Raw genomic sequence first — 26,560 nt, 5'->3', positions numbered from 1 at the left:
GGAGAGTCTGGTAGGGCTTACGCCTGGCAGGATAGCACCACGCGTTGCAGGGTGGCGTGGGCGAACAGCTTGGCGTTCAGGGGGTGCGTGGCCAAGGCGCGCTGGCGCGTCAGCCAGCGGGCCGATTCGGCCACGCGCGCGGGATTGATACGGGCGGCAACCTGCGCCACGCCGGCTTGCAGCGACGGAAAATAGCGCACCGGCGCCCCGGCGCTGGCAAGCATCAGGTCGGTGTAGAGCCGTTGCAAGGCATCGATCCATTCAGCCGCCGCCACCTTTTCCAAGGATTCGGCCAGCGTGCCCACATCGGGCGTCTGGCCCTTGGACAGCGGATTGACCAACTGGCCCAGCCAGGCCGGACAGGCCGACTCGCCCGACTGCGCCAACCGCAACGCCGCCAGCGGCGCGCCACCCGCGGCGGCCAGCCACTCGCGCGCCGGTTCCACGTTCTGGTCACGCAACCATTGCAGCGCCGTATCCGCGTCGGGCGCGGGCAGCGGCAGGCGGCGGCAGCGCGACACCAGCGTGGGCAGCAGCCGGTCCGGCGCGTCCGCGACCAGCAGGAAGACGGTATGGGGAGGCGGTTCTTCCAGCACTTTGAGCAAGGCGTTGGACGACACGACGTTCAGCGCGTGGGCCGGGTACAACAGCGCCACGCGCCAGCCGCCGCGGTGCGTGGCGGTGTTGAACCAGGATTCCAGCGAGCGGATCTGGTCGATGCGGATTTCCTTGGAAGGCGCGCGCTTGGCGGCGCCCGCCGCCGGCTCGGCGTCTTCGGCCTGTTCGGCCGCGTCCGCGCCCTCTTCCACGGCCACCGCCTCGGGGCGGATACGGCGCAGGTCGGGGTGATTGCCGCTAGCAAACCAGTTGCAGGCGGCGCAGTGGCCGCACGCCAGTCCGTTCTCGGGCGTCTCGCACAGCAGGCTGGCTGCCGCGGCGATGGCGAAATCAAGCTTGCCGATGCCGGCCAGCCCGTGCACCAGCCAGGCGTGCGCGAACCGGTCGCGATTGCCCAGCCACACACGGGCCGTCTCCATTTGCCAGGGGTGGAACTGGGGCGCGCTCATGCAGGAACGGCCAGCAGCTCGCGCAGGCCCGCCTCGAGCTCGGTGCGGATCTGGGCGATGGAACGAGTGGAATCGACGACGCGAATGCGGTCGGGGTCGGCCTTGGCGCGGGCATGATAGGCCTCGCGGGTGCGCTCGAAAAACGCCGCGCCTTCGCGCTCGAAGCGGTCGGGCTCGCGCGCGTCGGCCAGCCGCGCCCGCGCGACTTCAAGCGGCACGTCGAATAGCCAGGTCCGGTCCGGTCGGCCGGCGCGCATCCAGTCTTCGAGGACCGCGACACGCTCGGCGCCCAGGCCGCGGCCGCCACCTTGATAGGCGTAGCTGGCGTCGGTGTAGCGGTCGCAGACGACCCACGCGCCGCGCGCAATCGCCGGTTCAATGACCTGGCGCGCATGTTCGCACCGGGCGGCAAACATCAGCAACGTCTCGGTATCCAGCCCCATGGCATCGTTCAGCACCAGCGCGCGCAGTTTTTCGCCCAGCGGCGTGCCGCCGGGCTCGCGGGTGGACACGACCTCTACGCCCTGCCCGCGCAGGAAGTCCGCGATCCAGTCCGTGTGCGTGCTTTTGCCCGCGCCGTCCACGCCCTCCAGCGTAATGAAGCGTCCGCGTGAGGTCATTGATCTTGTCCTTGTGCTGATTCGGGTTCGGGCGTTGCCGGCGCGGCGGCGGGCGCGGGGGTGGGCGCAGGCGTGGAACGCTGGCCCTGACCGAGAATGTAGCGGGCAACGTTGCGGTTGTGCTCGGACAGATTGGCCGAGAACTCGCTTGTGCCATTGCCTCGCGAGACGAAATACAGGAACTTGTGCTGTTCGGGCTGCACGGCGGCCAGCAAGGCGGCCCGGCCCGGCGCGGCGATCGGCGTGGGCGGCAGGCCCGGACGCGTGTAGGTATTCCAGGGCGTGTCGGTCTGCAGGTCGCGCTTGCGGATGCGGCCCTGATAGGCCTCGCCCATGCCGTAGATCACGGTCGGATCGGTCTGCAGCAGCATGCCGATCTTCAGCCGGTTGGTGAACACGCCCGACACGCGGCGGCGCTCCGGACCGTGGCCGGTTTCCTTTTCGATGATGGACGCCAGCACCAGCGCTTCATAGGGCGTGGCGACGGCCACGTCGGACTGGCGTTTGTCCCAGGTGTCGTTCAGGATGCGCTGGCCTTCCTGGTAGGCGCGGCGCAGCAGGTCGAAATCGGTGCTGCCCGGAGTGAAGACATAGGTGTCGGGGAAGAACAGGCCTTCGGGATGCTTGATGGTCGACCCCAGCCGTTCCAGCAATTCTTCGTCGCTGACCTCACCCAGCGTCTGCTTGACGTCCGTGTTTTCGCGCAGCGCCTGGCGGATCTGGCGATAGGTCCAGCCTTCCAGGAACGTGATCTGGCGCTGGGTCATGTCGCCGCGCGCCAAGCGCTCGAGCAGCAGCCACGGCGTATCGCCATTGATCGCCTGGTAGCCGCCCGCCTTCATCAGCTTGTCGCGTTCGGACAGGCGCGCCATCCACACGAAACCGGGCTCCCACATCGGCACGCCGGCCGCGTTGAGCGCGCGCGCGACGGTCCGCGGGCTGCTGCCCGGATCCACCACGAAGTCAATTTTGTCGGCCGGCAGGGTCATCGGGCGGTGCATCCAGGTGTAGGCGGCGCCCACCGCGCCGCCTACGGCCAGAACGATGAGCAGCAGGAACCACAGGACGAAATTTCGGAGTCGCATCTTCATAAGTGTCGGAAGTTTAATGGATCGCGGGCCTCGCCCGGGACACAACCGGGGCCGGATCGAGCGGCGCGCCCCTTTGGTCATCGGGGACATGGCGGGGCAAGGCCGGGATCGGGGCTATCATCAGCACTTTGATGACGCGATAACCCCGCCGCCATGCACGCCTATTACGCTTCGATTCCCGTCCGCGCCGAAGGTTGCGCGCAATGCGCTCCGCTGGACGATCTGGCGGTCTTCACCGCCTCGGGCGCCGACGCCCTCACCTTTCTGCACGGCCAGCTCACGCAGGACGTCACGGGCCTGCCCCCGGACGCCGCCCGCCTGGCCGGCTATTGCACCGCCAAGGGACGCCTGCTGGCCACGCTGGTCATGTGGCGCGGCGCAGGCAATGCCGACGACGCGCCCCAGTTCTACGGCATGGTCCGGCAGGACCTGTCCCAGGCCCTCATCAAGCGCCTGTCCATGTTCGTCCTGCGCGCCAAGGTCAAGCTGGCGGCCGCGCCGCTGCACGTGGCCGGGGTGCAGGCCACCTCGGAACAGGCCGCCGCGCTGGAGGCCCTGACGGGCACCCTGCCGCGCGCTACCTGGCAGCGCGCCGACCTGCCGTCCGGCACCTGGATCGTCGCGCCGTCGGCAGACGACCGCCTGCGCTGGTGGTGGATCGCGTCGGACGCGCAGCTGGAACAATCCGGCGCGCTCACGCAGGCGCTGGGACTGGCGCCGGCCGCGCACTGGCAAGCGGGAGACCTGGCGGCCGGCATTCCCTGGATTGCCGCGGCCACGCAGGACGTCTTCATTCCGCAAACGGTCAACCTGGACCTGATCCAGGGCGTCAGCTTCACCAAGGGCTGTTATCCCGGCCAGGAAGTCGTGGCGCGCAGCCACTACCGGGGCACCGTCAAGCGGCGCATGGCCTACGGCACCGTTGCCGACGCCGGCCTGAAAGGCCCGGCGCTCGCGGGGGTGGACGTGTTTGACGCCGCGCAGCCCGGCGAGGCCATTGGCCGCGTGGTGCAGGCCGCCAGCGACGCCGGCGTCGTGTCGGTGCTGTTTGAAACCACGCTGGCCGCGCTGCCCGAAGGCGACCTGCGCCTGGCCAGCGCCGACGGTCCCCGCATCGCGGCGGCGCCGCTGCCGTACTCGATCAATCCCTGATCCGTCCGGGCCTGCTCGCGCTGATTTCCGCGCGCAGGCCTTGCGGTCATTGTCAGACCGCCACCCCGAACAACGCCCCCACGCCGGCCGTCACGGCCATCGCCGCCGCGCCCAGCACGGTGACGCGCAATGCCGCGGGCAGCTTGGGCGCGCCGCCCGCCTTCGCGGCCATGGTGCCCAGCGCCGCCAGACAGCACACGGACGCACCGATGACCCAGCCGATCAGATGCGGTCCCGGCGATACCGCCGCCACCGCCAGCGGCACCGCTGCGCCCCCGGCAAACGACGCAGCCGAGGCCAGCGCCGCCTGCACCGGCCGCGCACGGTTATGCAGCGAGATGCCCAATTCGTCTCGGGCGTGCGCGTCCAGCGCGTCATGGGAGGTGAGTTGGCGCGCCACCTGTTCCGCCAGCTCGCGCGTCAGTCCCCGTGCCACGTAGATGTCGATCAGCTCGGCCAGTTCTTCGCCGGAATTGCGCTTGAGCGAGCGCTGCTCCATGCGCAGGTCAGCGGCTTCGGTGTCGGCCTGCGAGCGCACCGACACGTACTCACCCGCCGCCATCGACAATGCGCCGGCCACGAGGCCCGCCAGTCCGGAAGTCAGGATGGCGCCGTGCGAGGCCTGGGCCGCGGCAACGCCGGTGATGAGGCTGGCTGTCGAGACGATGCCGTCGTTAGCGCCCAGCACTGCGGCGCGCAGCCAGTTGCTGCGGAAAATTCGATGATGTTCTTTTGCTGGCATTGCCGGAAAACCCATGCGAGGCGCGACAAGCGCGGGGCACGCCCGGCCAGCGGCCCGGCGCGCCCCGCGCGGAATTCATCGCGGCGTCACGCGCACCGCGGTCAGCAAGCCTATCACGCACAACGTGGCATGTTCGCCATCGTACGCGTGCATCTCCACTTGGCAGACCGAAAGACGCTTGCCGGGCTTGACCACGCGCCCGGTCGCGACAAAGCGGTCGCCCTTGGCGGGCGCCAGGAAGTTCATCTTGAATTCCGACGTCAGCACGTCCTCATCCGGTCCGAACAGCGTGAACGCGGCATAGCCGCCCGCGCTGTCGGCGATGGTGGTGGAAATGCCCGCGTGCAGAAAGCCGTTCTGCTGGCAGAGGTCGGCGCGGTAAGGCAGAACGATGTCCACCCTGCCCGGCTCGACCGCGTCGAGCTTGGCGCCCAGCAGCGCCATGATGCTTTGCTGGCCAAAACTGGCCTGGACCCGCGCGGCCGGGTCCGCAGGTGCGTGGGACGGCGCCATGTCAGTCCTGCTCGCGCTTGACCAGGTTGACGATGCTGGAAAAGTCCAGCTTGCCCGACCCGCCCCCGCTGTGCAGCGAATACAGGTTGCGAGCCAGCTCGCCCAGCGGAATCGAGGCGCGCGCCGACAGCGCCGCCTCGGCCGCCAACCCCAGGTCCTTGAGCATCAGGTCCACGCCAAAACCGCCGGCATAGCCCTTGGACGCCGGCGCATGTTCCATGACGCCCGGCCAGGGGTTGTAGAGCTCGGTCGCCCAGTTGCGTCCCGAGCTCTTGGCGATGATGTCCGACAGCACCTTCGGGTCCAGTCCATTGGCCACGCCCAGCGCCAATGCCTCGGACGTGCCGGCCATCAGGATGCCGAGCAGCATGTTGTTGCAGATCTTGGCCACCTGCCCCGCGCCCGCCGGACCCGCATGGAAAATGTTCTTGCCCATCTTTTCCAGCACGGGGCGCGCGCGCTGCAGCGAGGCTTCGGCGCCGCCCACGATAAAGGTCAGCGTGCCTGCGGCCGCGCCGCCCGTGCCGCCCGAGACCGGCGCGTCGATCATGGCGATGCCGCGCACCTCGGCCGCCTGGGCCACCTTGCGCGCCGAGTCGGGCGCGATCGTGCTGCATTCGATGACCAGCGCGCTCGAGGCGATCTTGCCGAGCAGATCCTGATCGAGGTACAGGCCCTCGACGTGCTTGCTGGCCGGCAGCATCGAGATCACGACTTCGGCCCCTTCAACCGCTTCCGACGCGGACGCCGCCGCCGTCGCGCCGGCGTCGGTCAGCAGCTTGATGGCCGCCGGCACCAGATCGAACACTTTCAGGCTGTGGCCGGCCTTGACCAGATTCAATGCCATGGGCGCGCCCATGTTGCCCAAACCGATAAACGCGATGCTGCTCATGATGTCTTGTCTCCTGTTGCTATTGCTGTAGGTATGGATTCATCGTGACCTGCGTAACTGCGTGACCTGCGCGGCAGGCGGGGACCAGGGGCCAGCGGGCGGGCCGGCCGCCCTGTCAGGGCCCGCTCAGCGCCCTTCCTGCCCCAGATCGGCAAGCGGATGCGGCTCGCCCTCCGGCCAGGGTTCCTCAAAGAATTTCTGCACCCACGCGTCGGTGGCTACGTCGATGACGGCCGGGTTCCAGCGCGGGTTCTTGTCCTTGTCCACCAGCAGCGCACGGATGCCCTCGGCAAAATCGCCATGCGCGGTGCACGCCAACGCGGCGGTGTACTCGACGCGGAACACGTCATCCAGCGACCGCAAACGCGTGCGCTGCTGCAGTGCGAACGCCAGGCGAACCGATCCGGGCGAGCCCGCCAGCATGGTCTTGGCCGCGCGCGACAGCCACGGATCCTCGTGGTCCTTCAGGAAGGACAGCTCCTCGTAGATGTCGTCCAGCCGGTTGCCGTTGCACAGGTTGTTGACGACGAACGAGTGCTGGCGCAACGGCCCGGGTTCCAGCGGCGTGGGCGGCTCAAGCGCGGTGAGCGCGCGACGCAGCAGGCCGTCGTTGATGGAGCGCGGCGGAATGGCGTCTTCGGCTGCGCCCGAGGCCTGCCCGGCCCACGGCTGCTGCTCCAGCGAGGACAGCAACGCGGGCCAGTCCGCGCTGTTCAGGCGGAAATCCGCCAGACCCGCGAAGAAGGCGTCGGACGTATTCAACTGCGCGCCCGTCAGCGCCAGGAACACGCCGCTGCGGCCCGGCATGCGGTTCAGCAGCCAGCTTCCGCCCACGTCCGGGAACAGCCCGATCGACACTTCCGGCATGGCCAGGCGCGAGGTCTCGCTGACAACGCGGTGGCTGGCGCCCATCATCAGGCCGATGCCGCCGCCCATGACGATGCCGTGGCCCCAACACAGAACGGGCTTGGGATAGGTATGAATGCGATAGTCCAGCCGGTATTCGTGCTCGAAGAAGCGGCGCGCATAGGCGTTGCTCCAGCTAGGCTTGCCCGCGTTCTCGGTCATGCTGCGGTACAGGCCGTGCAGATCGCCGCCGGCGCAGAACGCCTTGTCGCCCGCACCCTGCAGCACCACCAATGCAACACCGGGATCGCGCGCCCACGCGTCCAGACGGTCAGCCAGCAGGTCCACCATCTCGAGCGACAGGCCGTTCAGGGTTTGCGGCGCATTCAGCGTCGCAATGCCGAAACGCATTCCATTGGCAGCGGATCTTTCTTCGAACAACACCGGTGCATTCATCTTATGTCGGCTCCTTTTTCCAACAATTGGCGGGCAATGATCACGCGCATGATCTCGTTGGTGCCCTCCAGAATCTGATGAACGCGAGTATCGCGCACCAAACGCTCCAAGGGATAGTCTTTCAGGTAACCATAACCACCATGAATCTGTTGCGCGTCCAGGCAGATCTGGAAGCCCATATCGGTTGCAAAGCGCTTGGCCATTGCGCAGTAGGTGGACGCATCGGCCGCGCCGGCGTCCAGCTTGCAGGCCGCCAGCCGCACCATCTGGCGCGCCGCCACCAGGTGCGTCGCCATGTCCGCCAGCTTGAACTGCAGCGCCTGGAACTCGGCCAGGCGGCGGTTGAACTGGCGGCGCTCATCCATGTAGCGGCGGGCTGCGTCCAGCGCGCCTTGCGCGGCGCCCACCGAGCAGGTTCCGATATTGATCCGGCCGCCGTCCAGGCCCTTCATGGCGATCTTGAAGCCCTCGCCCTCCACGCCCAGCATGTTGGCGGCCGGCACGCGGACGTTCTCGAAGGTGATGGGGCGCGTGGACTGGCTGTTCCAGCCCATCTTCTCTTCCTTGCGGCCGTAGCCGATGCCCTCGCTGTCGGCCGGGATCGCAAAGGCGCTGATGCCTGCCGGTCCCTCGCCGCCGGTGCGGGCCATCACGACCAGCAGGTCCGTGTCGCCGCCCCCGGAGATGAAGGCCTTCGCGCCGTTGACGATGTAGCTGTCGCCGTCGCGCTGCGCCCGCGTGGAAAGCGATGCCGCGTCGGAACCGGCGCCCGGCTCCGTCAGGCAATAGGAAGCCAGCTTTTCGCCGCTGGCAAGCAAGGGTCCCCAGGCGTCTCGCAGACCCGGCTGGCCCCACTTGCCCACCATCCAGGTCGCCATGTTGTGAATCGTCAGGAACGCCGTGGTGGACGGGTCCACCGCCGCCATTTCCTCGAACACCAGTGTGGCGTCCAGGCGCGGCAGACCCAGGCCGCCGATGTCTTCGCTGGCGTAGATCGCGCAAAAGCCCATCTCGCCCGCCCGGGCGAAGGCTTCGCGGGGGAAGATGCCCTCGGCATCCCAGCGCGCGGCGTGGGGAGCCAGCTCGCCCTCTGCGTAATCGCGCGCGGCCTGCGCGAACGCGCGCTGCTCGTCGGTCAGTTCCAAGTCCACAGCCTGTCTCCTGATGTAGTCGGTATTGTCTCGTGGCGTTGCTGCCGTCTCGTGAACGCCAGCTCGTCGATTTTGACATGACGTTGACGTAAACGTAAGAACGAACCCGGGTTAATGTTACGCCCGAAGCGGCCGGGCGCTTTGTCTTATTGATGACAATGTGCGGGGACGGGGCGGCGGCAACGGCCGCCCCTCAGTGCGCTACAGCAAACCGGCCGGCCGGACGCGCCCGTTGCGGGCGGTCTTGGTACGGCGGTGCTCGGCGCGACGGCGGCGCGACTCCTTGGGATCGAAGGTCAGACCGCGATAGATTTCCACGCGGTCGCCGTCGGCCAGCAACGCGTGCGGCTCAGTAGCGCGGCCAAAGACGCCCACGCCCCGTTCCCACGGTTTGACGACCGGAAACGCCTGCGCAAACCCGCTGGCCGCCAACGCGTCCTCGACGGTCGCCCCCTCGGGCAGGCGCACTTCCCGTTGCCACGCGTGGCCGGGCAAGGCGTAGCAGACGATGACGCCGATCTGCCCTGCCGCGGACGCCTCATTCGCCATACTTGGCCTGCGCGCGCTTGGTGAAGGAATCAATGAAGCTGGTCGCAATGCGGTTGAAGACCGGCCCCACCACCATTTCGAGCGGCCGGTTCGAAAACGCATACTCCATGGTGAACAGAACCTTGCAGGCGTCTTCGGCCAGCGGCTGGAACACCCAATGCCCCACAAGGCTGGAGAAGGGACCATCCACGAGTTCCAGGTCGATCCGTTCGGGATAGACGTGGACATTGCGGGTGGTGAAGCGCTGCTTCATCCCCGCAAAGGAAATCAGGATGGAGGCCTGCATGCCGTGTTCGTCGCGGGTCTGCACCTCGGCGCCGCCACACCACGGCATGAACTCGGGGTACTTCTCCACGTCGGCAACCAGGTCGAACATCTGGGCGGCGCTGTAAGGCACCAGGACGGATCGTTGTACTTTGTGCATCGACTATCGCAAATGGCTAGAATGGCAAGATTTTACCGGCACAGCGCTTTGTGGGCCTAAATGGGCCGAAACACTCGGCTTAAACCCCGGACCGGCACATCGCGCAGAATAACGAGCAATCCCCGTTCGCAACAACCCGCAATCGGCCGGATAGCCAGATTCGCAGAATCCCAGCAAGAAGGCTTTATGAGCATTATCGACAACCGCAAGGCCACGCACGACTATTTCATCGAAGACCGCTACGAAGCTGGACTTGTCCTGCAAGGCTGGGAAGTCAAGGCGATCCGCGACGGCCGCGTGCAGCTCAAGGAAAGCTACGTCATCGTGCGCGATGGCGAACTGTTCCTGCTCGGCATGCACGTCAGCCCCCTGCCCACGGCCTCCACGCACATCCATCCGGACGCCATGCGCACGCGCAAGCTGCTGCTCAAGGCGGAAGAAATCAGCAAGCTCATCGGCAAGGTCGAGCAGCGCGGCTATACGCTGGTGCCGCTGAATCTGCACTACAAGAACGGGCGCATCAAGCTGGATTTCGCGCTGGGCCGCGGCAAGAAGCAGTTCGACAAGCGCGACACCGCGCGCGAAAAGGACTGGGCGCGCGAAAAGGAACGCATCATGAAGCACGACACCCGCGCCCCGCGCCGCAGCAAGGACGACTGATTTACGCTGCCACCGGCAGCGCCGGGCGCTCGGCCTCGTGGCCGGGGCCCACGATGCGGTTGCGCCCCGCCGACTTGGCCGCATAGAGCTTGCGGTCGGCCCGTTCAAACAGCACCTGCAGGTTCTCACCAGGTATCCAGTCTTCGACGCCGGCGCTGAACGTGTACGAAATCGTGCTGCCGCCATGCGCACACGGCGTGCGCCGCACCGAATCCAGCAGCCGCTCGGCCACCTCCAGCACCGCGTCGCTGCGCATGTCCGCAAACAGCACGCAGAATTCTTCACCACCCACCCGGCCCACGTGATCGCCGGTGCGCAGCGTCGCGGTCGCCAGCAGGCCAAAATGGCGCAGCACCGCATCGCCGGCCGCGTGGCCGTGCGTATCGTTGATGCGCTTGAAATGATCGATGTCCAGCAGCAGCAAGGTCAGCGGACGGCGCATGCGCAGAGCCTGCGCGCAATAGCGCTCGGCCTGCAGCCACCACGCCTTGCGCGACATCAGACCCGTCAGGAAGTCAGTGTTGGCTTCCTGTTCGCGATCGGCCAGCATGCGGTCGTGGATGATCATGATGGTGCCCAGCGTCAGGCAAGGCATGATCAGCACGCCCAGCGTCAGGAAGGCGACGCTCCACAGCGTAGGTTCCAGAAAAGCCGACACCATGTCCAGTTCGACCAGGTACACCGCGGCGCGAAGCGCGCAGACCATGGCGGAGATCAGCGTCACCACCCACACGAAACGGTAGCTGTAGCGCGAGCGGTGCGCGGGCATGTTGCGCTGGACAACGATGGCCACGGCCAGCATGAACCCCATCTGCAGCAGCGACATCGCCACGATGCGCGGCCCCACCTGCCAGTCCACGTACGTATAGACCGCCACGACCGACAGCGCGGCCACACAGCCCAGCGTCATCAGATGCCGGGGCACCGTCAGCCCGAGCAGCCGGCGCACGCCCGCGTAGTACGCGCAGAGGGCGAGCGCGATGGCCGTGTTGGGCACCAGAATGGATGCCCACAGCGGCGCCTTGGTGTTTTGCAGCGCAAAAGTAGAAAACGCCAACAGCGTGAGCAGGTTGGCGCGGATGGTTTCGCGGATGCCGGCCATGCCGCTGCGCGCCAGCGACCCCAGCACGCAAAGGGAAAGCACTCCCGCCAGCGCTGCTATCAGAAGCAAATTAACGGGAGCGATCATGGGCGGGCGCGCCGCGAGGCGCGGTATCAGGTGTTGCGCGTGGACTTCACGATGGTCATGGCGGAAGCGATCATGCCGCCCACGTCGGAAAGGTTGGCCGGCAGGATGAGCGTGTTGCCTTCCTTGGCCACGTTGCCGAATGCCTCGACGTAGCGTTCGGCAACCTTCAGGTTCACGGCTTCCATGCCGCCCGGCTGGCGCACGGCATCGGCAACCTGCGTGATGGCCTTGGCCGTGGCTTCAGCGATCGCCAGCACCGCAGCGGCTTCGCCCTGGGCCTGATTGATCTGCGCCTGCTTCTCGCCCTCGGAACGCGCGATGGCGGCTTCGCGTTCGCCGGTGGCGATGTTGATCTGTTCCTGGCGGCGGCCCTCGGAGGCAGCGATCAGCGCGCGCTTTTCGCGTTCGGCGGTGATCTGCGCCTGCATCGAACGCAGAATTTCGTTGGGCGGCGTCAGGTCCTTGATTTCGTAGCGCAGCACCTTCACGCCCCAGTTCAGCGCCGCCTCGTCCAACGAAGAAACGATGTTGCTGTTGATGGAGTCGCGCTCTTCAAAGGTGCGGTCCAGTTCCATCTTGCCGATGACCGAACGCAGCGTCGTCTGGGCCAGCTGCGTGATTGCCGAAATGTAGTTGGACGAACCGTACGACGCACGCATCGGATCCGTGACCTGGAAGTACAGCACGCCGTCGACCTGGAGCTGCGTGTTGTCGCGCGTGATGCAGACCTGGCTGGGCACGTCCAGCGGAATTTCCTTCAGCGAATGCTTGTAGGCCACGCGTTCGATGAACGGAATCACGAATCCGGCGCCCGGCGACAGGACGCGGTCGAATTTGCCGAGCCGCTCGACCACCCAGGCATGCTGCTGCGGCACGATGGCGATCGCCTTGACGACGATCAGGATTGCCAGTGCAACGATGACAAGCAGCACGATGGTTGAAGTATCGATCATGGTGTGAAGCCTCTTTTGGAGTAGATGCGCCGGCTTGCCCCGCCGTGCCGGCCAGGGTTCCAGCGATTGCCCGCGGCGCTGCGCGGGCGCGTTCTGCTATGCCGAGCCGCCGCGCTTGGGAGTAAGCACGAGGATCGAACCGCGCAATTCGGTAATGGTGTGTTCGCCGGGCTGGGCGGCATGCCCCTTGGCCAGCTCAGCCTGCCAATGCGCGCCGCGGTACCAGACGCGCGCGGCCCCGCTGTCGGACCAGGCTTCGACCATGACGGTCTGGCCGATGTCCAGAATGACGTCGGCGTTGCGGGCGGAGTTGACCTCGCGCTTTTTCAGCACCCGCGTCTTGCGCAGCACCAGGAGCCCCAGCAGCAGCACGACGCCGCACGCCACCAGTTCCCATTGCAGGCCCGCATTCAGCCAGGCGGCAACACCGCCGGCGGCCAAACCCAAGGCGACGAGCAGCAAATAGAAGGTTCCTGTCGCCAGCTCACCAATGAGGGCCAGCGCGGCCAATCCTAGCCAAATCCACATAGTCTCAAGATCGTCTGTAAGGATGAGTATCTGAGCGGATTGTACGTATTTCCGGGACGGAGCGGGGTTTGTCGTGCACCGACGGGAACATTTTCGCTGGATTATGATGTGCCCCTGGCGCGCCCGGTCGCGAGACTTCCGCGCCGCCCTTATCCACGCACACGCATTTATGACCGCTGCAACTCCTTCTGCTCTCCCCGTCCTGATCCTGCACACCGGCGATCCGGACGATACGCTCAAAAGCCAGTTCGGCGGCTATGCCGAACAAATCATGTTGGCGGCCGGTCTGGCCGCCAGCGCCGCCGAGATCGTCGCGGTCTACGAAGGTCAACGCCCGCAGGCGCCCTCCAGCTACCGCGCCGCGTTGATTACCGGTTCGCCCGCCATGGTCTCCGACAAGGAACCCTGGAGCGAAGACACCGCCGCCTGGCTGCGCGAGGCCCTGGAAGCCGGCCTGCCCATGTTCGGCGTCTGCTACGGCCATCAGTTGCTGGCGCACGCATTCGGCGGCAAGGTCGGCTACAACCCAGCTGGCCGCGAAGTCGGCACCCAGACCGTCGAATTGCTGCCCACCGCCGGCGGCGATCAGCTCATGGCCGGCGTGCCGACCACGTTCCCGGCCCAGATGCTGCATGCGCAGACCGTGTTGCAACTGCCTGCGGGCGCGACGGTGCTGGCGCGTTCGGACCTGGACGAGCACCAGATGATCCGCATCGGCCGCAACGTCTTTTCCACCCAGTTCCACCCTGAGTTCGGCCCCGACTTCATCCGGGCCCATCTCGACCGCTATGGCCGCCGCTACGCCGCCGAAAACCTCGACATACCGGGGCTGTCGGCCAATGTGCGGGCCACGCCCGTGGCGGCTGGCCTGCTGCGCCGCTTTCTGGAGACCTACGCGCCCGGCGCCTGAGCCCTGCCAGCGCGCCCCATCGGCTGCGTCAGAGACCGCCGCAACAAGCGGAGTGCGCGGGCCGGCTTGCCTTGAGACGATAGCGTCATGCGTAAAGCCATCACGCGAGAAGCCAGGAGTCCCTTATGAGCCCCGCCGCCGTCCCCTTGAGCAAACAGCACGCCGCCGCCGTGGAACGCGCCTGCCGCGCACTGGAGGCCGAGCAGCCGCCTGATTTGTCGACGCTCGCCGAACAGGCCGGCATGAGCCGCTTCCATTTTCACCGCATTTTCAAGGCCGCCACGGGCATCACGCCCAAGGCCTACGCCAACGCCCTGCGCGCCAGCCGCGCGCGCCAAAGCCTGGAAGAAAGCGCCAGCGTCACCGACGCCATGTACGACGCCGGCTTCAATTCCAGCGGACGCTTCTACGAAGCCGCCCCCGCCATCCTGGGCATGACGCCCACCGCGTTCCGCAAGAACGGCGAAGGCGTGGATATCCGGTTCGCGGTCGCGCAGTGCTCGCTGGGCGCACTGCTGGTGGCCGCAAGCAGCACCGGCATCTGCGAAATCGCGCTGGACGAGGACCCGGACCGTTTGGTCCAGAACCTGCAGGACCGCTTCCGCGCCGCCAAACTGATCGGCGCCGACCCCCGATTCGAAAGCTGGGTGGCCGACGTGGTCGGCTTCGTCGAAGATCCGGCGCGCGGCCTGGACCTGCCGCTGGACGTGCGCGGCACGGCATTCCAACGTAAGGTCTGGGAGGCCCTGTGCGAGATTCCGCTCGGCGCCACCGCCACCTATTCGGAAGTGGCCGAACGCATCGGCGCACCCGCCGCCGTGCGCGCCGTCGCCCGCGCCTGCGCCACCAACAACATCGCGCTGGCCATTCCCTGCCACCGCGTGGTGCGCACCGACGGTTCGCTGGCGGGCTACCGCTGGGGCATCGACCGCAAACGCGAACTCATCGCCCGCGAAGCCCGGGCCGCCTGATCTGGGCGCGGCCGGGTCCGGGCTCCGATTACCGCCGCAAGAAGGCCGCGGAGGCCGCTGCGCATTCAAGGCTACAAGAAGGCATTTTGATCTTCCCCCTAGCCAGGTCTCCAACCCCTTGCGCACTTAAAGCAGCTTCGAGATCATCGCCCTGCATCTTCGATGTCGCGGGGAAATCGGGGCTCGTAGCAAAGCAGCAGCGAAAGCCAGTGGCCGGCAGCATGAATCAGGATAGCGGGCAACATTAATAGGTTCGCCACGACAAACACCCATAAGCCGCTGTGGCGCAGGAACTGGGTGTCCAAACCCCAAGCCGCCTTGAACGAAAGCCAGGGCCAGGGGAACTTGCTAACGAACTTCTTGGGCGCCGGCACGGCAGCGGGGCCGTCCTCCATGTAACGGCGGATGTACTCCCAAAACGCGAGGAGCTCGCTGGCGTTGCGAGTAGGTTTACCCACGAAAGTGACTTCGAGGTTGTCGGTAGGAGTTCCCTGCAAGTCCACACCATCGCCCCTGTCCCAGACCAAAATGACGAAGCCTCCGGTGCCCTCCAGTTCGCTCATGCTTTTGTCCATAAGCACCTCGGTTTTATCCCAATCCATGATACGAATGCCGCCTAGATGCTCGGGCCGTAGCAAGTAAACCTTGCGGGTGACGCGGTTGAAACGAACGATGATGCGACGGGCAGTGAGCGACTCCAACCGAAAATACCGTAATGTGTATTTTAAGAAAACGCATAGCACCGCAAACCAGAGCACCGGAAAGAGTATTAGGAAAAAGTAATCCTCACCATCCAGCGGCAAATTGTCATAGTAGCCATGACCTTGCAGGATGTAGTCCACGGATACGATTACGGTACGCAAGCACGCGTAGATCAGAAACCCATAAATCCATCCTAAAAACGCGGTGATTACTCCTCTCTTCTCATCATTTGGCGTGCGAAGGTCCATAGCCGATTCGGTCAATGCATATACCGACTCATTGTCGTAGACGTCGCTGCAAACACACTCGCTAACACCTTCAGGAGCGTGAATTTCAGACTGCCCCGGCTGGCGTTGTTGTTTGCCCAATTCTTCGGTCGCTTCCTCGTAGCTCATCAAATTTATTGACCACTGAAAACCGCGCTCTAATAAATACATTAGTGCACCACCTTCACCGTTCGTTGCATGAGTTCGGTCTCCATCTCTTCTGTCGCCACAGGACCGTTGCTGCGGTTTTTACGAAACGAGCAGTGATCCAGAAATAGTTCCAGAGCATCAGGAAGGATGTATATTTCAACCGCCGCCAAAGCCAAAATCGTGAGATTGACGCTCAGGAATATACGAAGCATCAAGATCATCCGGCCAGCAAGAGCAGCAGACACCTTGGAGCCCGCGTTGAGCGCACGCCCAAACATTCGACTGGTTCCATACCTCTTCGATAAGTGCGCTAAGTAAGCGCCCGCCGCACCCAACCCGACCGCAACGGATAGTGTGGCTGCACCCAGCTGGGCGCTAGCGTGCAAAAAGTAAAAGCCAGCGATTGAGAATCTTTTGAAGACGAGATTTTTATTGAAGTCTTGGAAGTCATAGGTTGCCCCGACTAGCGAAGCTGTGCCAGCCAAGACCCCCGCCGTAAAGCGAAGGCCACTGCGGAATACCTTGGCACAGCAGCGCTGCCACTCCTCTCAGCAAAGGTCACCGCGCCCGCGCCCACTTCGAAACCCGTTGCAGTTAGCGCCACCAGCGCCGCGACAATCTCCACATACTCCCTGCTTCGCTTGTTTGCCGCGGTCAGTCTGTTATAGAGGTTCCACATCTCCAAGAACACCAGAGTGCTTCCAATGCGGATTTCAGTCATCGGCCCTTTTACTCCCGTCTGCAGGGCCTTCTCGAACTGTCGGCTGGCGGAGCGCTCCATGCGTGCCGTTGATCCTCGACTGAGCTCCTTGCCGTTCCGCAATTCGAGACGATAATGCTGCGAGTACCGACCCAGGCGGGCGAGCAACACTGACGCCGCGAGCTTATTGAGTGGGGCGTCCACAATGGCAGCAGCGGTCTTGCTTTGAAATAATGAGCTTCCTAGCGTATTGATCAGCATTGCACCGCCGACCAGATAGCCGGACGGTGGCCCTCCGCCCGTCGAGGCATCAGCCAGCGAATCGAGCATGGCGTGGCTCTTTTCGTAGAGATCCGCCAGTTTCTTTAGCCGGTTTTGCAACGCGGCAGGGTCGACGGATTTCAGCGTATCGCTCTCACCGAAAAGTTGGTCCACTTCGCTTTCCACGCTCTCCTGGTTCTGCGCCAACGACCGCCAGAACAAGTTTTCTCGCGACACCCCCGCCTTACGCCAGCGATCAAGCAGTTCCTCGCCGACCGCAGTGGCGTTCATGCCGACGACGGCCTTTCCCATTTGGTCTTCAAACAGCAGGGCCTGCTCGGTATCTTCGCGATCAAAGACTTCGAGTGCGTCGAGAAGCGGTTCGCTCTGCAACCAGAGAAGGTGATCCGAAGCGCGCGCGTCCTTGACCGCGTCCGCTTTGCTAACTTCGTCTCGGTAGCGGTTCAGGAAATCCTGACGCATATCCTCATCAATGTAGCCAGCGTACTTGCTCCAACTTTTGGCACGCCTCCGCCTGGCGGCGGCCTCCTGAACTTCCCGCTGATGCTGTGGGTTGCGATAGTTGTAGTAGCCGCGCACCGATTGCGGGACCATGTGGCTGTTGCTCATCTCGTACCCGCGGTCCGAGTAACGCACTCCGAAGTCCCACTGCTCTTTGTAATAGAGCTTCTCGGCTTCGTCTTCTACAAGCATTCTGATGTTTTCAATGCCAAATGCGATAGTGAACTTGCGATGGTTGGTGAGTCTTTCGCCGTCCTCCGCTGCCATGAAGCCTTCAAGTGCTTCAATACTCGCATTTCGCCACGCGTTCAGTTCCTGAGTAATTCCGAGGGCGTCATCCACTACGATGGCCGCGCCACGGAACCGATTGTGCGTGGCCGTTGGTCGCATTTCTGCCTGAGTGGCTTGCAGGGGTGGCGCAAGAGGGTTAAACGCCTGCGCTTTAAGCAGCATGCTCAATCTGGGCTGGTTTACAGCCGCGAAGTCCGCTACGCAATCAAGCTGATCAAAAGTCAGCACGCCGTCTTGCGGGCGGACACAATCCATTTCCTCGGGGGCCTGCGACGCAAGTTTGGCGATATCCACCGGCACCAACTTATTCCGGCTTGCCGGGAGCGTGCGATATCGGCGCAGCGTTTCCTTGGTCAAAGGGCATGGGCTAAAGAGCAGGCGAAGGTCCTTGATGTCGTCGACGTCATGGACTTTGAACATCCAGCTCCAGCCAGGTGGGTCATCCATGCCCGGGACAGCTGCGGCTTTGCGCTTCCACGGTTCCTCAGCATCCATATAGGTCAGCGTTCCGGCTTCCGATACCCGGTACTGGCTATGCCATTCATACGTCCCTGCGCTCACGCGCTGGACAAGGACATACAGAAACCCCTGGCGCAGCGGGCGTAATGCGTAAGTGGATTCACTCAGACTGCCCACGCTGCTTGGCTTATTCAAATGCTCGGGCATAGACGGAAGGAGTTTGCGCTGTTCGGCGCTGCCTCCCACGGCGCCATACCGCAGCGGAAGTATGGTGAAGGTGCGAGTGCAAGTTACCTCCGCCCCACGATTCAAGATTCCATCGAGAAGCGTGCGATTCTCCGCACATTCATTAAAGATGTCGTTCCAACCGAACATTGACGTCCTCAACCATTTTTTCTGCGCATGCGCACTTGCAGAGCCTGCGCCAGGGGTTCTCGCAGCGCTTTCGCTTCCTGCAATGCGTCGTTCCATGCCGATGAACCCTCTAGCGCCTTGCCTTGCAACGCCATCAAGGTCACGTAGTCGATTCGGTCGCTCTGTTGGCTCAAGCCAATGCGATCCGCTTGAGCCAGCAAGTCATGAACGAGTCCAAGCCGGGTGCCATGGCAGTTTTCGCGGTCGCCCTTCATTTCAAGGGGCACCCGAAGCTGGTCCGCCAGCCGGTACGCGAGCGGGTCGCCCGCGAGCGCCACCCAGCATGACTCGTCCAGTTGGATGGCCGGTGAGGGATACGGCCTGGCTGAACCGTGACCTGTGAAGTGTTTCCAGGCCTTGCGCTCTCGGTGGGGAAATACGAGCCACCAATGGCGAACCGGCGCCAGCCAATCGGCGATTCCTGGTAGATCCTGACGCGCATGAAGCACGGGAAAGGCCAGTTCCGTATGAAAGCGCAGCAAGTAAGTGGCACCGTCCGGCCCCTGCGCGGTTGTGGCGCAGCTAAGGTGCTCGGCCAGCAGGGCTGGAGACATGGCACTGGTCAGCCAGGCGCTGATCGCGTCGCCCGCCATCTCGGCAGCGTCGCAGAGAAAGTCGTACTGGCCTTGCAGGCTTTCCTGCGTAGAAGGCGCAAAAAGCCATGGGCCAATCTCGCGGAGATTCTCCAACTCTCGCTGCTGCAGTAGCGGCCAGCCGGAAAATCGCTCCATAAGCTGCATTCGGACATTTGTCTTCAGGCGAGCCATTTCAACGATGGCTGTCAGTCCATGATCGGGGAGCCGGCGCAGTTCGTTCACAACACTTTCAGAGAATGGATTCATAGGTAGCTTATCCACCGAACCGCACGACGCTGCGGCCCTCCGCGATGGCCTTCAGCAGGCATCCCACACAAACGGGTTCGCCGGGTTCCGGCGTGCCGTTGACGGAGATCGAGTTCGTGCCGCCACCGGGCTTTTGATTTATCGGACCCTTGATCAGAATGGCGACCCCATCAAGCGTGATACCCGATGCATCGATTCGGATGGTTCCCCCCGGTCCCTTGATAGTCAGGCTCTCTGCCGCTTGGCTCTCAAAATCCTTCGTGCGCTGCCGGATCGCCTGCCCCGCCTGCAATTCCGATTGCCCCTCGACCGTGAGCTCCTGGTGTCCGCCGATACTCACCCAATGATTCGCCGCGGTCTTGTCGCGGCGGTTGTTGCCCACTTCTTCGGTGCGGTCCTTGGTGGTGTAGATCGTGTGATTGCGCCCCACAGTCAAAAAATCATCCCGTCCGATGTCATGCCGCCGGTCCTGGCCGATGGTGACCTGTTCGTCGTTGCCCGCCGTTTCCTTACGGTCGCGGCCGATCGTGATGGTCTCGTCGTGCTCGACCTGTTCGCTGCGGTCATGGCCCACGAACGTGGTTTCGTCGTGATTGACGTGGATGTTCTGGTCCTTCTGCGCGTGGACGTAGATTTCTTCCTGGTCCTTCTCGTCTTCGAAGCGCAGTTCGTTGTATCCCTCGCCTTTGTGGGTCTTGCTTTTGATCGTCATCCGCGACTTGTGACGCGGCAACTCGTAGGGCGGCAATTGCAGGCGGTTGTAGGCGCGGCCGGTGACCACGGGCTGGTCCGGATCCCCATCGAAGTAAGAGACGATGACCTCCTGCCCAATGCGCGGGATGGCCATGTGCCCCCAAGTGGCGCCGGCGATGTCCTGTGAAACGCGGATCCAGCAGGAGCTGCGTTCGTCCTCCTCGCCGAGCCGGTCCCACGGGAACTGGACCTTCACCCGGCCATACTCGTCGATATAAATCTCTTCATCGGGCGGGCCGACCACCACGGCGTTCTGCGGACCGTCGATGCGGGGCCTGGGTAGCGGTTCCGCGCGCCACTCGGCGTCGTCCGGGACCAGTTCGGCTTCGTAGCTGTAGTGGGTTCCCAACGGGGCTTGCGCACTTTCCTCGGCCTGGCTCGTGTGTTGGATGCCGCGGTGGACAATGCGCACCGGACGCCAGCCGCGGTTCAGGTCTTCGCGCGGATGACCGGCCAGGCTGAATGAAATGCCCGGCTGGAGCCGCGGGTCATCGCCTTCAACGAAAGCGACGCGCGCATCGCGGCGATGGCCGCGCAGGCGGTTTTCGGCGAAAGGTCCGCCGGCTTCGTCGAATTTAGCCCGAGCAGGATAGTCATAGCGTTCGTAACGGCGGCCCTGATGGTCCAGATCTCGTCCGTCGCGGCTGTGCTGGTGGCTGTAGCGCGGATGATGAAAGGTGTAGTCGCGCTGGGTCTGGCGTGCGGTACGCACGTTCTCGGTGTAGGCGAACCGCCGCAACGCAGGCTGCGGCTGGTCGCCACCGGGGATCGCGTTGTACTGCACCGGCTCATCACCGACGCGGCCATGGATGAACAGGCGGTCGCTGTGGATTAATTGATGGCCTTCAGCGGTATGGCGGAAGGAGTAGAAGAAGCCTTCCTCGCGCATGACGCGCTCGACGAAGTGGTAGTCGGTGTCGCCCGCCTGCACGCAGTATTCGCGCGCCTGGTGTTGGGTGGTGCTGCGCTGCTCGTAATCCTGGGTAAGGCCATGCGCCTTGAGCACCGCTTCGGTGATCTGGGGGACGCTTTGCGACTGGAAGATGCGCCAGTCGGAACTGAGTTTCAAGCGCGCCAGACGCGGCTCGACGATCGCGCAATAGCGTGAGCGGCGAAAGCCCGTGTCGCGTTGAGCAAGAGCAGAGACCGCGCCGTGCACGTACCGCACCGGCGTGTCGCCGTGCCAGATGGTCAGCAGTGCGGCGCGCTCCAGGACTGCGCCGAAATCGAGAGCGGGATTGGCGCTGGCCAGGTCCACTTCGAGCAGAAAGGTCTCCGACAACCCTTCCTGCAGCGTAAATTCGACGACCTCAAATGACTCGTCGCCGATGGTGAAAGTGAACCGCAGGTCGGATTGGGTAGGAATGACGTGCTCCCGCATCGACAGACCTTTAGCACCCGCAAGGAGCGCGCGGTCCGCCTATAAAAACGCGTCCGCTGCAAATAAAGAATCTCGCAATGGACGCGAATGGAATATGGGTCCATTACGTCACACGATCCTATCTATGGATATCAGAAGACTCTTACTTTGATCGGGTCATCTGAAAAAAGCATTCGTCGCCGACGCTCAACCAGCGCTTTTCCCTCAACGCGGCTGCGGCCTATTCCCACGGAGAATAAAAAAACCCCGCGTCCCAAAAAGGACGCGGGGCTTTTACTTCAACCAGCCAATCAGTTCTTGGCCAGACGCTGCCACGTATCGACAACGGTGTCCGGGTTCAGCGACATCGACAGGATGCCTTCGTCCTTCAACCACTGCGCGAAGTCGGGATGGTCGCTGGGGCCTTGGCCGCAGATACCGACGTACTTCTTGGCGGCCAGGCAAGCCTTGATCGCACGGCGCAGCATGAACTTGACGGCCTCGTCGCGCTCGTCGAAGTCGGCGGCCAGCAGTTCCATGCCGGAATCGCGGTCCAGGCCCAGCGTGAGCTGGGTCATGTCGTTCGAGCCGATCGAGAAGCCATCGAAATACTGCAGGAACTCGTCGGCCAGGATGGCGTTGGACGGAACCTCGCACATCATGATCAGCTTCAGGCCGTTCTCGCCGCGCGCCAGGCCGTGCTTGGCGAGCAGGTTCACGACCTTTTCCGCCTGACCCACCGTGCGCACGAACGGCACCATGATCTCGACGTTGGTCAGGCCCATTTCATCGCGCACCTTCTTCAGCGCTTCGCATTCCATGCGGAAGCATTCGGCGAAGTCTTCGGCGATGTAGCGCGATGCGCCGCGGAAGCCCAGCATGGGGTTCTCTTCCTCGGGCTCGTAGCGCGAGCCGCCGACCAGCTTGCGGTATTCGTTGGACTTGAAGTCCGACATGCGCACGATGACCGGCTTCGGATAGAAGGCGGCGGCGATGGTCGCCACGCCTTCGGCCATCTTCTCGACGAAGAAGGCGCGCGGGCTGGCATGGCCACGAGCGGCCGATTCCACGGCCTTCTTCAGTTCGCCGTCCACGTTCGGGTAGTCCAGGACCGCCTTCGGGTGGATGCCGATGTTGTTGTTGATGATGAATTCCAGGCGAGCCAGGCCGACGCCGCCGTTGGGAATCTGGGCGAAGTCGAACGCCAGTTGCGGGTTGCCGACGTTCATCATGATCTTCAGATCGATGGCGGGCATGTCGCCGCGGCGCACTTCCTCGACCTCGGTCTCGATCAAGCCGTCATAGATGCGGCCTTCGTCGCCTTCCGCGCACGACACGGTCACGGCCTGGCCTTCCTTCAGGAGGTCAGTCGCGTTGCCGCAGCCCACCACCGCCGGAATGCCCAGCTCACGCGCGATGATGGCGGCGTGGCACGTACGGCCGCCGCGGTTCGTCACGATGGCCGAAGCACGCTTCATCACGGGCTCCCAGTTGGGATCCGTCATGTCGGTGACCAGGACGTCGCCCGGCTGCACCTTGTCCATGTCGGAGATGTCACCCACCACGCGCACCGGGCCCGAACCGATCTTCTGGCCGATTGCACGGCCGGTGATCAGGACCTGGCCCGTCGCCTTCAGGCGGTAGCGCTGCTGCACGTCGTTGGCGCCCTGCTGCGACTTCACGGTTTCCGGACGCGCCTGCAGAATGTAGATCTTGCCGTCAACGCCATCACGGCCCCACTCGATGTCCATCGGACGCTGGTAGTGCTTTTCGATGATGACGGCGTAGCGGGCCAGTTCGTTGACTTCGTCGTCGGTCAGCGAGTAGCGGTTGCGCTCGGACACCGGCACGTCCACCGTGCGCACGGCACGGCCTTCGGGGCGCTCGGGATCGAACTCCATCTTGATCAGCTTGGAGCCAATGCGGCGGCCGACGATGGGATAGTGGCCCTGTTCCAGGGTGGGCTTGAAGACGTAGAACTCGTCAGGGTTGACGGCACCCTGCACGACGGTTTCGCCCAGGCCGTACGACGACGTGATGAACACCACGTCCTGGAAGCCCGATTCGGTGTCGATGGTGAACATGACGCCGGCGCTGCCCTTGTCGGAACGCACCATGCGCTGGATGCCGGCCGACAAGGCGACGTCGGCGTGGGCGTAGCCCTTGTGCACGCGATAGGAAATGGCGCGGTCGTTGTACAGCGACGCGAACACGTGGCGGATCTTGTCCAGCACGTCGTCGATGCCCACGACGTTCAGGAAGGTTTCCTGCTGGCCGGCGAACGAGGCGTCGGGCAGGTCTTCGGCGGTGGCGGAGGAGCGCACGGCAAACGAGCCCTTGCCGTCAGCGTCGAGCTTGGCAAAGGCTTCGCGGATCTGCGCTTCGAACTCAGGCGAGAACGGCGCGTCGACAATCCATTGGCGAATCTGCGCGCCGGCGGTGGCCAGCTCGCGCACGTCTTCGGGGTTCAGCGTGGTCAGCCGTTCAGCGATCCGCTTGTCCAGGCCAGAGGCCTTCAGGAAATCGCGGAAGGCGTCAGCAGTCGTGGCAAAGCCGCCCGGCACGCGGACGCCCGCGCCAGACAGCTGGCTGATCATTTCGCCAAGAGATGCGTTCTTGCCTCCTACCGAGTCCACATCCGTCATGCGGAGCTGCTCGAACAAAACAACATACGACATTGAAGTCACCTTTTACAATGGAATGAAAGCGAGTTTGGTCAATGGCTGAATCGTGCTGTTTTTGCCGCCGGAAAAACCGCGTTTTCCGGGCTTTGCAGACACGTTTTCAGACGCTGACCAAACTGGCCTTGGACCGCCCTTGGGGTGACTTATAGGGGCCTGATTGTACTCGGTGGAGTACGTCCGGCCATCTGCCTGGTTGGAATTTTTTACACATGACATCTACCCCTATCGTACGCACGGTTTACATCGTTTCCGACAGTACCGGCATCACCGCGGAGACGTTCAGCCAGTCTGTGCTTTCGCAGTTTGAGGAGGTCAATTTCAAGCCCATCCGCCTGCCCTTCGTGGACACACTCGAAAAGGCTGCGGAGGTCGCCATGCGGATCGACCGGAGCGCCCAGGACGCGGGCGTTCCACCCATTGTGTTCAGCACGTTGGTCAACCCGGAAATCCTGTCTCGTGTTCGACAGGCGAACGGAATTTTCCTGGATCTGTTCGGCACGTTTGTCAGCCACATCGAACAGGCGCTGGGGTTGAAGTCCAGCCATTCCATTGGCCGCTCGCACATGCAGGCCAATTCCGAAAAATATCGGAACCGGATCGACGCCATCAACTTCAGCCTGGCGCATGACGACGGCCAGTTCGTGAACCAGCTGGATCAGGCCGACGTGATCCTCGTCGGGGTCTCGCGCTGCGGCAAGACGCCCACCAGCCTGTACCTGGCCATGCAGTACGCCATCAAAGCCGCCAACTTCCCGCTGACGCCGGACGATTTCGAACGCGGCACCCTGCCCTCCACCATCGCGCCGCACCGCGCCAAGCTGTTCGGCCTGTCGATCCAGCCGGAACGTCTGGCCGAGGTGCGCAACGAGCGCCGCCCCAACAGCCGCTACGCGCAACTGGAGCAATGCCGCTACGAAGTGGCAGAGGCCGAACGCATGATGCGCCGCGAGGGCATTTCGTGGCTGTCCAGCACGACCAAGTCGATCGAAGAGATCGCGACCACCGTGCTGCAGGAAGTCGGGCTGGATCGCGGATAAAAAAAGGGCGCGCCAAGGCGCGCCCTGCTTGCCGCAGCGAAAAAATCAGGGACGCAGCTTCACGCGTTCGCGCGATCCCGCGCCCCAATATTTCAGCGGCGACATTTCTTGCTGAGCCACCGCTTCGGACGCTTCCAGGCGCATGTCCTGCCGGCCCACACTGGCGCTGTTTCCGGTGGCGCCTTCGATGCTCAGGCGCACGTAGCGCGTCTGTCCCGGCGCCAAATCGAACGTCAGGGACTCGCCATCGCGCAGCGTATCGATCTCATACTTGCCTGCGGGGCGGTTCACGTAGAAGAAACTGCCGGGCTTGGACCGGCCGACCTTCACGCCATTGACGCGCAGATACGGCTGATTCGACACCACGCCAATCGGCGCCGGCGGCTGATAAAAATAGATGCGGCCCGTGTCCGGGACCATGATCGGGATGGTGCCCGCCACGTCCTTGTAGCGGGGACCGCCGCAACCGGCCAACAGGGCGGCGCCCAGCGCGGCGGCGGCGATCATCTTGATGCTGCGGGTCATAGAAGCTCTCTGTTGTTTCTTTGCTGTTCGGACCTAGCGCAAGCCAGGAATCTGCTCGGACGAAGCCGCGCCCCAATAGCGCATCTTCAGGAGCTCGGTCTCGGCGACTTCCGGGGGATCCACCAGTTCCATGGACAGCTTGCCCACCGCGCCAGTGCTGCCCAGCGACTCGGCCGTGATGCGCACGTAGCGGGTCTGGCCGGGATCGAGCTTGAAGCTGACCCCATCGCCCGTCCAGTACAGGTTGGTCACGACGTAATTGCCCGCCGGACGGTCCACGAAGAAGAAGCTGCCCGGCTTGTTGCGGCCGACGACGTCCCGGTTCACGCGCAGCTTCTGCTGCGCCGATGCCACCGGCGAGGTCTGGGGTTGATAGAAGTAAATGCGCCCGTTGCCTTGCGCGACGGGCGGCATGCGTCCCTGCAAGGATTGGTACTGAGCGCCGGCACAGCCGGCCAGCGCAACCGCCGTCGCGGCCGTCGCCGCCAGTTTCAGCCAGATCTTCATTGACGCATTTCCACGGGCAAGGTGACGGGACGGTTGAGCGGCATATAAGCCGTTTCGCCTGGCAAGTAGAAGCCGACAAGCTTTCCGGAAGACGCCACGAGGTAGGCCTCGCCCTGGCGCCGGGTCTGGATCGTGAACAGCCCGCCGAGTGAACGGTAGACATCGCCTTGCACCAAGGCGCCTACGCGTTGCCATCGCGATGCCGAAGGCAGGCTGACGACGCTGTCATTCGGCAGTTGGGCACTGACCATGCGTGACAACTGGATCACGCTGGCCGGCTCCGAAGCCGCCACGGGAACAAGGCTGACCTTTTGCGTGGAAACGGACATGCAGGCGCTCAAAGACAGCATCCCCGCAACGGCCAACGCTGCAA

Annotated in this window: 27 protein-coding genes; 5 read left to right on the top strand and 22 right to left on the bottom strand. The window is 63.9% G+C overall.

Features of this window, described 5'->3' with window-relative positions:
* Window positions 1-17 precede the first annotated feature (17 nt).
* Genes holB through mltG form a run of 3 tightly spaced genes read right to left on the bottom strand, consistent with a single transcriptional unit; the run spans window position 18 to window position 2,772 of the window.
* Window positions 18-1,067, bottom strand: coding sequence for a DNA polymerase III subunit delta' (gene holB / locus ASD71_RS23735; RefSeq protein WP_056570364.1), 1,050 nt, complete (start codon window positions 1,065-1,067; stop codon window positions 18-20).
* Window positions 1,064-1,687, bottom strand: coding sequence for a dTMP kinase (gene tmk / locus ASD71_RS23730; protein WP_056570362.1), 624 nt, complete (start codon window positions 1,685-1,687; stop codon window positions 1,064-1,066). Before tmk ends, holB begins: the two co-directional genes overlap by 4 nt.
* Complete coding sequence (gene mltG / locus ASD71_RS23725) at window positions 1,684-2,772, bottom strand: endolytic transglycosylase MltG (protein ID WP_369818998.1); 1,089 nt, start codon at window positions 2,770-2,772, stop codon at window positions 1,684-1,686. The genes tmk and mltG overlap by 4 nt, the downstream gene beginning before the upstream one ends.
* Window positions 2,773-2,931: 159 nt before the next feature.
* Between mltG and ASD71_RS23720 the strand changes: the two genes are divergently transcribed.
* Window positions 2,932-3,930: a folate-binding protein YgfZ gene (locus tag ASD71_RS23720; RefSeq protein ID WP_056570358.1), complete on the top strand. Its 999-nt coding sequence runs from the start codon at window positions 2,932-2,934 to the stop codon at window positions 3,928-3,930.
* Window positions 3,931-3,982: 52 nt separating this feature from the next.
* Here ASD71_RS23720 and ASD71_RS23715 read toward each other — a convergent pair whose 3' ends face one another.
* From ASD71_RS23715 to ASD71_RS23685, 7 genes are all read right to left on the bottom strand, one after another.
* Entirely contained in the window at window positions 3,983-4,672 is a 690-nt protein-coding gene (locus ASD71_RS23715; protein WP_056570606.1) for a VIT family protein, read from the bottom strand.
* A 75-nt stretch (window positions 4,673-4,747) separates the two neighbouring features.
* Window positions 4,748-5,185: a PaaI family thioesterase gene (locus ASD71_RS23710; RefSeq protein ID WP_056570356.1), complete on the bottom strand. Its 438-nt coding sequence runs from the start codon at window positions 5,183-5,185 to the stop codon at window positions 4,748-4,750.
* Window position 5,186: 1 nt separating this feature from the next.
* The gene (gene mmsB, locus ASD71_RS23705) at window positions 5,187-6,077 is read right to left on the bottom strand and encodes a 3-hydroxyisobutyrate dehydrogenase (protein WP_056570355.1); all 891 of its coding nucleotides are present in this window, start codon (window positions 6,075-6,077) and stop codon (window positions 5,187-5,189) included.
* A gap of 126 nt (window positions 6,078-6,203) precedes the next feature.
* Complete coding sequence (locus ASD71_RS23700; RefSeq protein ID WP_056570353.1) at window positions 6,204-7,379, bottom strand: enoyl-CoA hydratase/isomerase family protein; 1,176 nt, start codon at window positions 7,377-7,379, stop codon at window positions 6,204-6,206.
* Window positions 7,376-8,530: an acyl-CoA dehydrogenase family protein gene (locus ASD71_RS23695; RefSeq protein ID WP_056570351.1), complete on the bottom strand. Its 1,155-nt coding sequence runs from the start codon at window positions 8,528-8,530 to the stop codon at window positions 7,376-7,378. The genes ASD71_RS23700 and ASD71_RS23695 overlap by 4 nt, the downstream gene beginning before the upstream one ends.
* Before the next feature lie 201 nt (window positions 8,531-8,731).
* On the bottom strand, window positions 8,732-9,079 hold the full coding sequence (locus ASD71_RS23690; protein ID WP_056570349.1) for an RnfH family protein: 348 nt from the start codon (window positions 9,077-9,079) through the stop codon (window positions 8,732-8,734).
* Complete coding sequence (locus tag ASD71_RS23685; RefSeq protein ID WP_056570347.1) at window positions 9,069-9,503, bottom strand: type II toxin-antitoxin system RatA family toxin; 435 nt, start codon at window positions 9,501-9,503, stop codon at window positions 9,069-9,071. The genes ASD71_RS23690 and ASD71_RS23685 overlap by 11 nt, the downstream gene beginning before the upstream one ends.
* 60 nt (window positions 9,504-9,563) lie before the next feature.
* Between ASD71_RS23685 and smpB the strand changes: the two genes are divergently transcribed.
* On the top strand, window positions 9,564-10,163 hold the full coding sequence (gene smpB / locus ASD71_RS23680) for an SsrA-binding protein SmpB (protein WP_255357214.1): 600 nt from the start codon (window positions 9,564-9,566) through the stop codon (window positions 10,161-10,163).
* 1 nt (window position 10,164) lies between these two features.
* Here the strand turns inward: smpB and ASD71_RS23675 are convergent, their stop codons facing one another.
* The 3 genes from ASD71_RS23675 to ASD71_RS23665 form a co-directional block, all read right to left on the bottom strand.
* Window positions 10,165-11,352: a GGDEF domain-containing protein gene (locus ASD71_RS23675; RefSeq protein ID WP_056570343.1), complete on the bottom strand. Its 1,188-nt coding sequence runs from the start codon at window positions 11,350-11,352 to the stop codon at window positions 10,165-10,167.
* Between the two features lie 26 nt (window positions 11,353-11,378).
* Window positions 11,379-12,305: an SPFH domain-containing protein gene (locus ASD71_RS23670; RefSeq protein WP_008167745.1), complete on the bottom strand. Its 927-nt coding sequence runs from the start codon at window positions 12,303-12,305 to the stop codon at window positions 11,379-11,381.
* A 96-nt stretch (window positions 12,306-12,401) separates the two neighbouring features.
* On the bottom strand, window positions 12,402-12,833 hold the full coding sequence (locus ASD71_RS23665; RefSeq protein ID WP_056570340.1) for an NfeD family protein: 432 nt from the start codon (window positions 12,831-12,833) through the stop codon (window positions 12,402-12,404).
* 169 nt (window positions 12,834-13,002) lie between these two features.
* On the opposite strand from ASD71_RS23665, the gene ASD71_RS23660 reads away from it, so the two are divergent.
* Both ASD71_RS23660 and ASD71_RS23655 read left to right on the top strand, forming a co-directional pair.
* Entirely contained in the window at window positions 13,003-13,743 is a 741-nt protein-coding gene (locus tag ASD71_RS23660; protein WP_056570338.1) for a glutamine amidotransferase, read from the top strand.
* 125 nt (window positions 13,744-13,868) lie between these two features.
* Entirely contained in the window at window positions 13,869-14,714 is an 846-nt protein-coding gene (locus ASD71_RS23655) for a bifunctional transcriptional activator/DNA repair enzyme AdaA (protein WP_056570336.1), read from the top strand.
* 143 nt (window positions 14,715-14,857) lie between these two features.
* On the opposite strand, the gene ASD71_RS23650 is transcribed toward ASD71_RS23655, so the two are convergent.
* The 6 genes from ASD71_RS23650 to ppsA form a co-directional block, all read right to left on the bottom strand.
* On the bottom strand, window positions 14,858-15,853 hold the full coding sequence (locus tag ASD71_RS23650) for a DUF6708 domain-containing protein (protein WP_056570334.1): 996 nt from the start codon (window positions 15,851-15,853) through the stop codon (window positions 14,858-14,860).
* Window positions 15,853-16,317: a hypothetical protein gene (locus ASD71_RS28080; protein ID WP_156395265.1), complete on the bottom strand. Its 465-nt coding sequence runs from the start codon at window positions 16,315-16,317 to the stop codon at window positions 15,853-15,855. Before ASD71_RS28080 ends, ASD71_RS23650 begins: the two co-directional genes overlap by 1 nt.
* Window positions 16,296-18,536, bottom strand: a complete 2,241-nt coding sequence (locus tag ASD71_RS23640) for a T6SS effector BTH_I2691 family protein (RefSeq protein WP_156395264.1) — start codon at window positions 18,534-18,536, stop codon at window positions 16,296-16,298. The genes ASD71_RS28080 and ASD71_RS23640 overlap by 22 nt, the downstream gene beginning before the upstream one ends.
* Window positions 18,449-19,321, bottom strand: a complete 873-nt coding sequence (locus tag ASD71_RS23635) for a DUF4123 domain-containing protein (RefSeq protein WP_056570328.1) — start codon at window positions 19,319-19,321, stop codon at window positions 18,449-18,451. Before ASD71_RS23635 ends, ASD71_RS23640 begins: the two co-directional genes overlap by 88 nt.
* Window positions 19,322-19,328: 7 nt before the next feature.
* Window positions 19,329-21,455, bottom strand: a complete 2,127-nt coding sequence (locus tag ASD71_RS23630; protein ID WP_235512301.1) for a type VI secretion system Vgr family protein — start codon at window positions 21,453-21,455, stop codon at window positions 19,329-19,331.
* Between the two features lie 290 nt (window positions 21,456-21,745).
* Window positions 21,746-24,112, bottom strand: coding sequence for a phosphoenolpyruvate synthase (gene ppsA / locus ASD71_RS23625; RefSeq protein WP_056570326.1), 2,367 nt, complete (start codon window positions 24,110-24,112; stop codon window positions 21,746-21,748).
* A gap of 215 nt (window positions 24,113-24,327) precedes the next feature.
* On the opposite strand from ppsA, the gene ASD71_RS23620 reads away from it, so the two are divergent.
* The gene (locus ASD71_RS23620) at window positions 24,328-25,155 is read left to right on the top strand and encodes a pyruvate, water dikinase regulatory protein (RefSeq protein WP_056570325.1); all 828 of its coding nucleotides are present in this window, start codon (window positions 24,328-24,330) and stop codon (window positions 25,153-25,155) included.
* 45 nt (window positions 25,156-25,200) lie between these two features.
* On the opposite strand, the gene ASD71_RS23615 is transcribed toward ASD71_RS23620, so the two are convergent.
* Genes ASD71_RS23615 through ASD71_RS23605 form a run of 3 tightly spaced genes read right to left on the bottom strand, consistent with a single transcriptional unit; the run spans window position 25,201 to window position 26,516 of the window.
* Complete coding sequence (locus ASD71_RS23615; protein WP_056570323.1) at window positions 25,201-25,680, bottom strand: DUF2846 domain-containing protein; 480 nt, start codon at window positions 25,678-25,680, stop codon at window positions 25,201-25,203.
* 33 nt (window positions 25,681-25,713) lie between these two features.
* Window positions 25,714-26,187: a DUF2846 domain-containing protein gene (locus ASD71_RS23610; RefSeq protein ID WP_056570321.1), complete on the bottom strand. Its 474-nt coding sequence runs from the start codon at window positions 26,185-26,187 to the stop codon at window positions 25,714-25,716.
* Window positions 26,184-26,516 (bottom strand): hypothetical protein, encoded by a 333-nt coding sequence (locus tag ASD71_RS23605; RefSeq protein WP_235512300.1) that lies wholly within the window; start codon window positions 26,514-26,516, stop codon window positions 26,184-26,186. The genes ASD71_RS23610 and ASD71_RS23605 overlap by 4 nt, the downstream gene beginning before the upstream one ends.
* Between the last annotated feature and the right edge of the window lie 44 nt (window positions 26,517-26,560).

Origin of the sequence: Achromobacter sp. Root565, assembly GCF_001427425.1 — a bacterium.
Lineage (GTDB): Bacteria > Pseudomonadota > Gammaproteobacteria > Burkholderiales > Burkholderiaceae_B > Achromobacter > Achromobacter spanius_D.
Note: the sequence above shows the minus strand (reverse complement) of the source record. Positions and strands in the feature narration are given on the sequence as shown.

What these genes read in the sequence shown, in the direction of transcription:
- ASD71_RS23635 (WP_056570328.1), bottom strand. Translation starts at nt 19,321, where the DNA reads ATGAATCCATTCTCTGAAAGTGTTGTGAACGAACTGCGCCGGCTCCCC.
- holB (WP_056570364.1), bottom strand. Translation starts at nt 1,067, where the DNA reads ATGAGCGCGCCCCAGTTCCACCCCTGGCAAATGGAGACGGCCCGTGTG.
- mmsB (WP_056570355.1), bottom strand. Translation starts at nt 6,077, where the DNA reads ATGAGCAGCATCGCGTTTATCGGTTTGGGCAACATGGGCGCGCCCATG.
- ASD71_RS23670 (WP_008167745.1), bottom strand. Translation starts at nt 12,305, where the DNA reads ATGATCGATACTTCAACCATCGTGCTGCTTGTCATCGTTGCACTGGCA.
- ASD71_RS23715 (WP_056570606.1), bottom strand. Translation starts at nt 4,672, where the DNA reads ATGCCAGCAAAAGAACATCATCGAATTTTCCGCAGCAACTGGCTGCGC.
- mltG (WP_369818998.1), bottom strand. Translation starts at nt 2,772, where the DNA reads ATGCGACTCCGAAATTTCGTCCTGTGGTTCCTGCTGCTCATCGTTCTG.
- ASD71_RS23700 (WP_056570353.1), bottom strand. Translation starts at nt 7,379, where the DNA reads ATGAATGCACCGGTGTTGTTCGAAGAAAGATCCGCTGCCAATGGAATG.
- tmk (WP_056570362.1), bottom strand. Translation starts at nt 1,687, where the DNA reads ATGACCTCACGCGGACGCTTCATTACGCTGGAGGGCGTGGACGGCGCG.
- ASD71_RS23685 (WP_056570347.1), bottom strand. Translation starts at nt 9,503, where the DNA reads ATGCACAAAGTACAACGATCCGTCCTGGTGCCTTACAGCGCCGCCCAG.
- ASD71_RS23640 (WP_156395264.1), bottom strand. Translation starts at nt 18,536, where the DNA reads ATGGAACGACGCATTGCAGGAAGCGAAAGCGCTGCGAGAACCCCTGGC.
- ASD71_RS23610 (WP_056570321.1), bottom strand. Translation starts at nt 26,187, where the DNA reads ATGAAGATCTGGCTGAAACTGGCGGCGACGGCCGCGACGGCGGTTGCG.
- ASD71_RS23630 (WP_235512301.1), bottom strand. Translation starts at nt 21,455, where the DNA reads ATGCGGGAGCACGTCATTCCTACCCAATCCGACCTGCGGTTCACTTTC.
- ppsA (WP_056570326.1), bottom strand. Translation starts at nt 24,112, where the DNA reads ATGTCGTATGTTGTTTTGTTCGAGCAGCTCCGCATGACGGATGTGGAC.
- ASD71_RS23605 (WP_235512300.1), bottom strand. Translation starts at nt 26,516, where the DNA reads ATGTCCGTTTCCACGCAAAAGGTCAGCCTTGTTCCCGTGGCGGCTTCG.
- ASD71_RS23660 (WP_056570338.1), top strand. Translation starts at nt 13,003, where the DNA reads ATGACCGCTGCAACTCCTTCTGCTCTCCCCGTCCTGATCCTGCACACC.
- ASD71_RS23620 (WP_056570325.1), top strand. Translation starts at nt 24,328, where the DNA reads ATGACATCTACCCCTATCGTACGCACGGTTTACATCGTTTCCGACAGT.
- ASD71_RS23650 (WP_056570334.1), bottom strand. Translation starts at nt 15,853, where the DNA reads ATGTATTTATTAGAGCGCGGTTTTCAGTGGTCAATAAATTTGATGAGC.
- ASD71_RS23615 (WP_056570323.1), bottom strand. Translation starts at nt 25,680, where the DNA reads ATGACCCGCAGCATCAAGATGATCGCCGCCGCCGCGCTGGGCGCCGCC.
- ASD71_RS23665 (WP_056570340.1), bottom strand. Translation starts at nt 12,833, where the DNA reads ATGTGGATTTGGCTAGGATTGGCCGCGCTGGCCCTCATTGGTGAGCTG.
- ASD71_RS23710 (WP_056570356.1), bottom strand. Translation starts at nt 5,185, where the DNA reads ATGGCGCCGTCCCACGCACCTGCGGACCCGGCCGCGCGGGTCCAGGCC.
- ASD71_RS23690 (WP_056570349.1), bottom strand. Translation starts at nt 9,079, where the DNA reads ATGGCGAATGAGGCGTCCGCGGCAGGGCAGATCGGCGTCATCGTCTGC.
- ASD71_RS23720 (WP_056570358.1), top strand. Translation starts at nt 2,932, where the DNA reads ATGCACGCCTATTACGCTTCGATTCCCGTCCGCGCCGAAGGTTGCGCG.
- ASD71_RS23655 (WP_056570336.1), top strand. Translation starts at nt 13,869, where the DNA reads ATGAGCCCCGCCGCCGTCCCCTTGAGCAAACAGCACGCCGCCGCCGTG.
- ASD71_RS23675 (WP_056570343.1), bottom strand. Translation starts at nt 11,352, where the DNA reads ATGATCGCTCCCGTTAATTTGCTTCTGATAGCAGCGCTGGCGGGAGTG.
- smpB (WP_255357214.1), top strand. Translation starts at nt 9,564, where the DNA reads ATGGGCCGAAACACTCGGCTTAAACCCCGGACCGGCACATCGCGCAGA.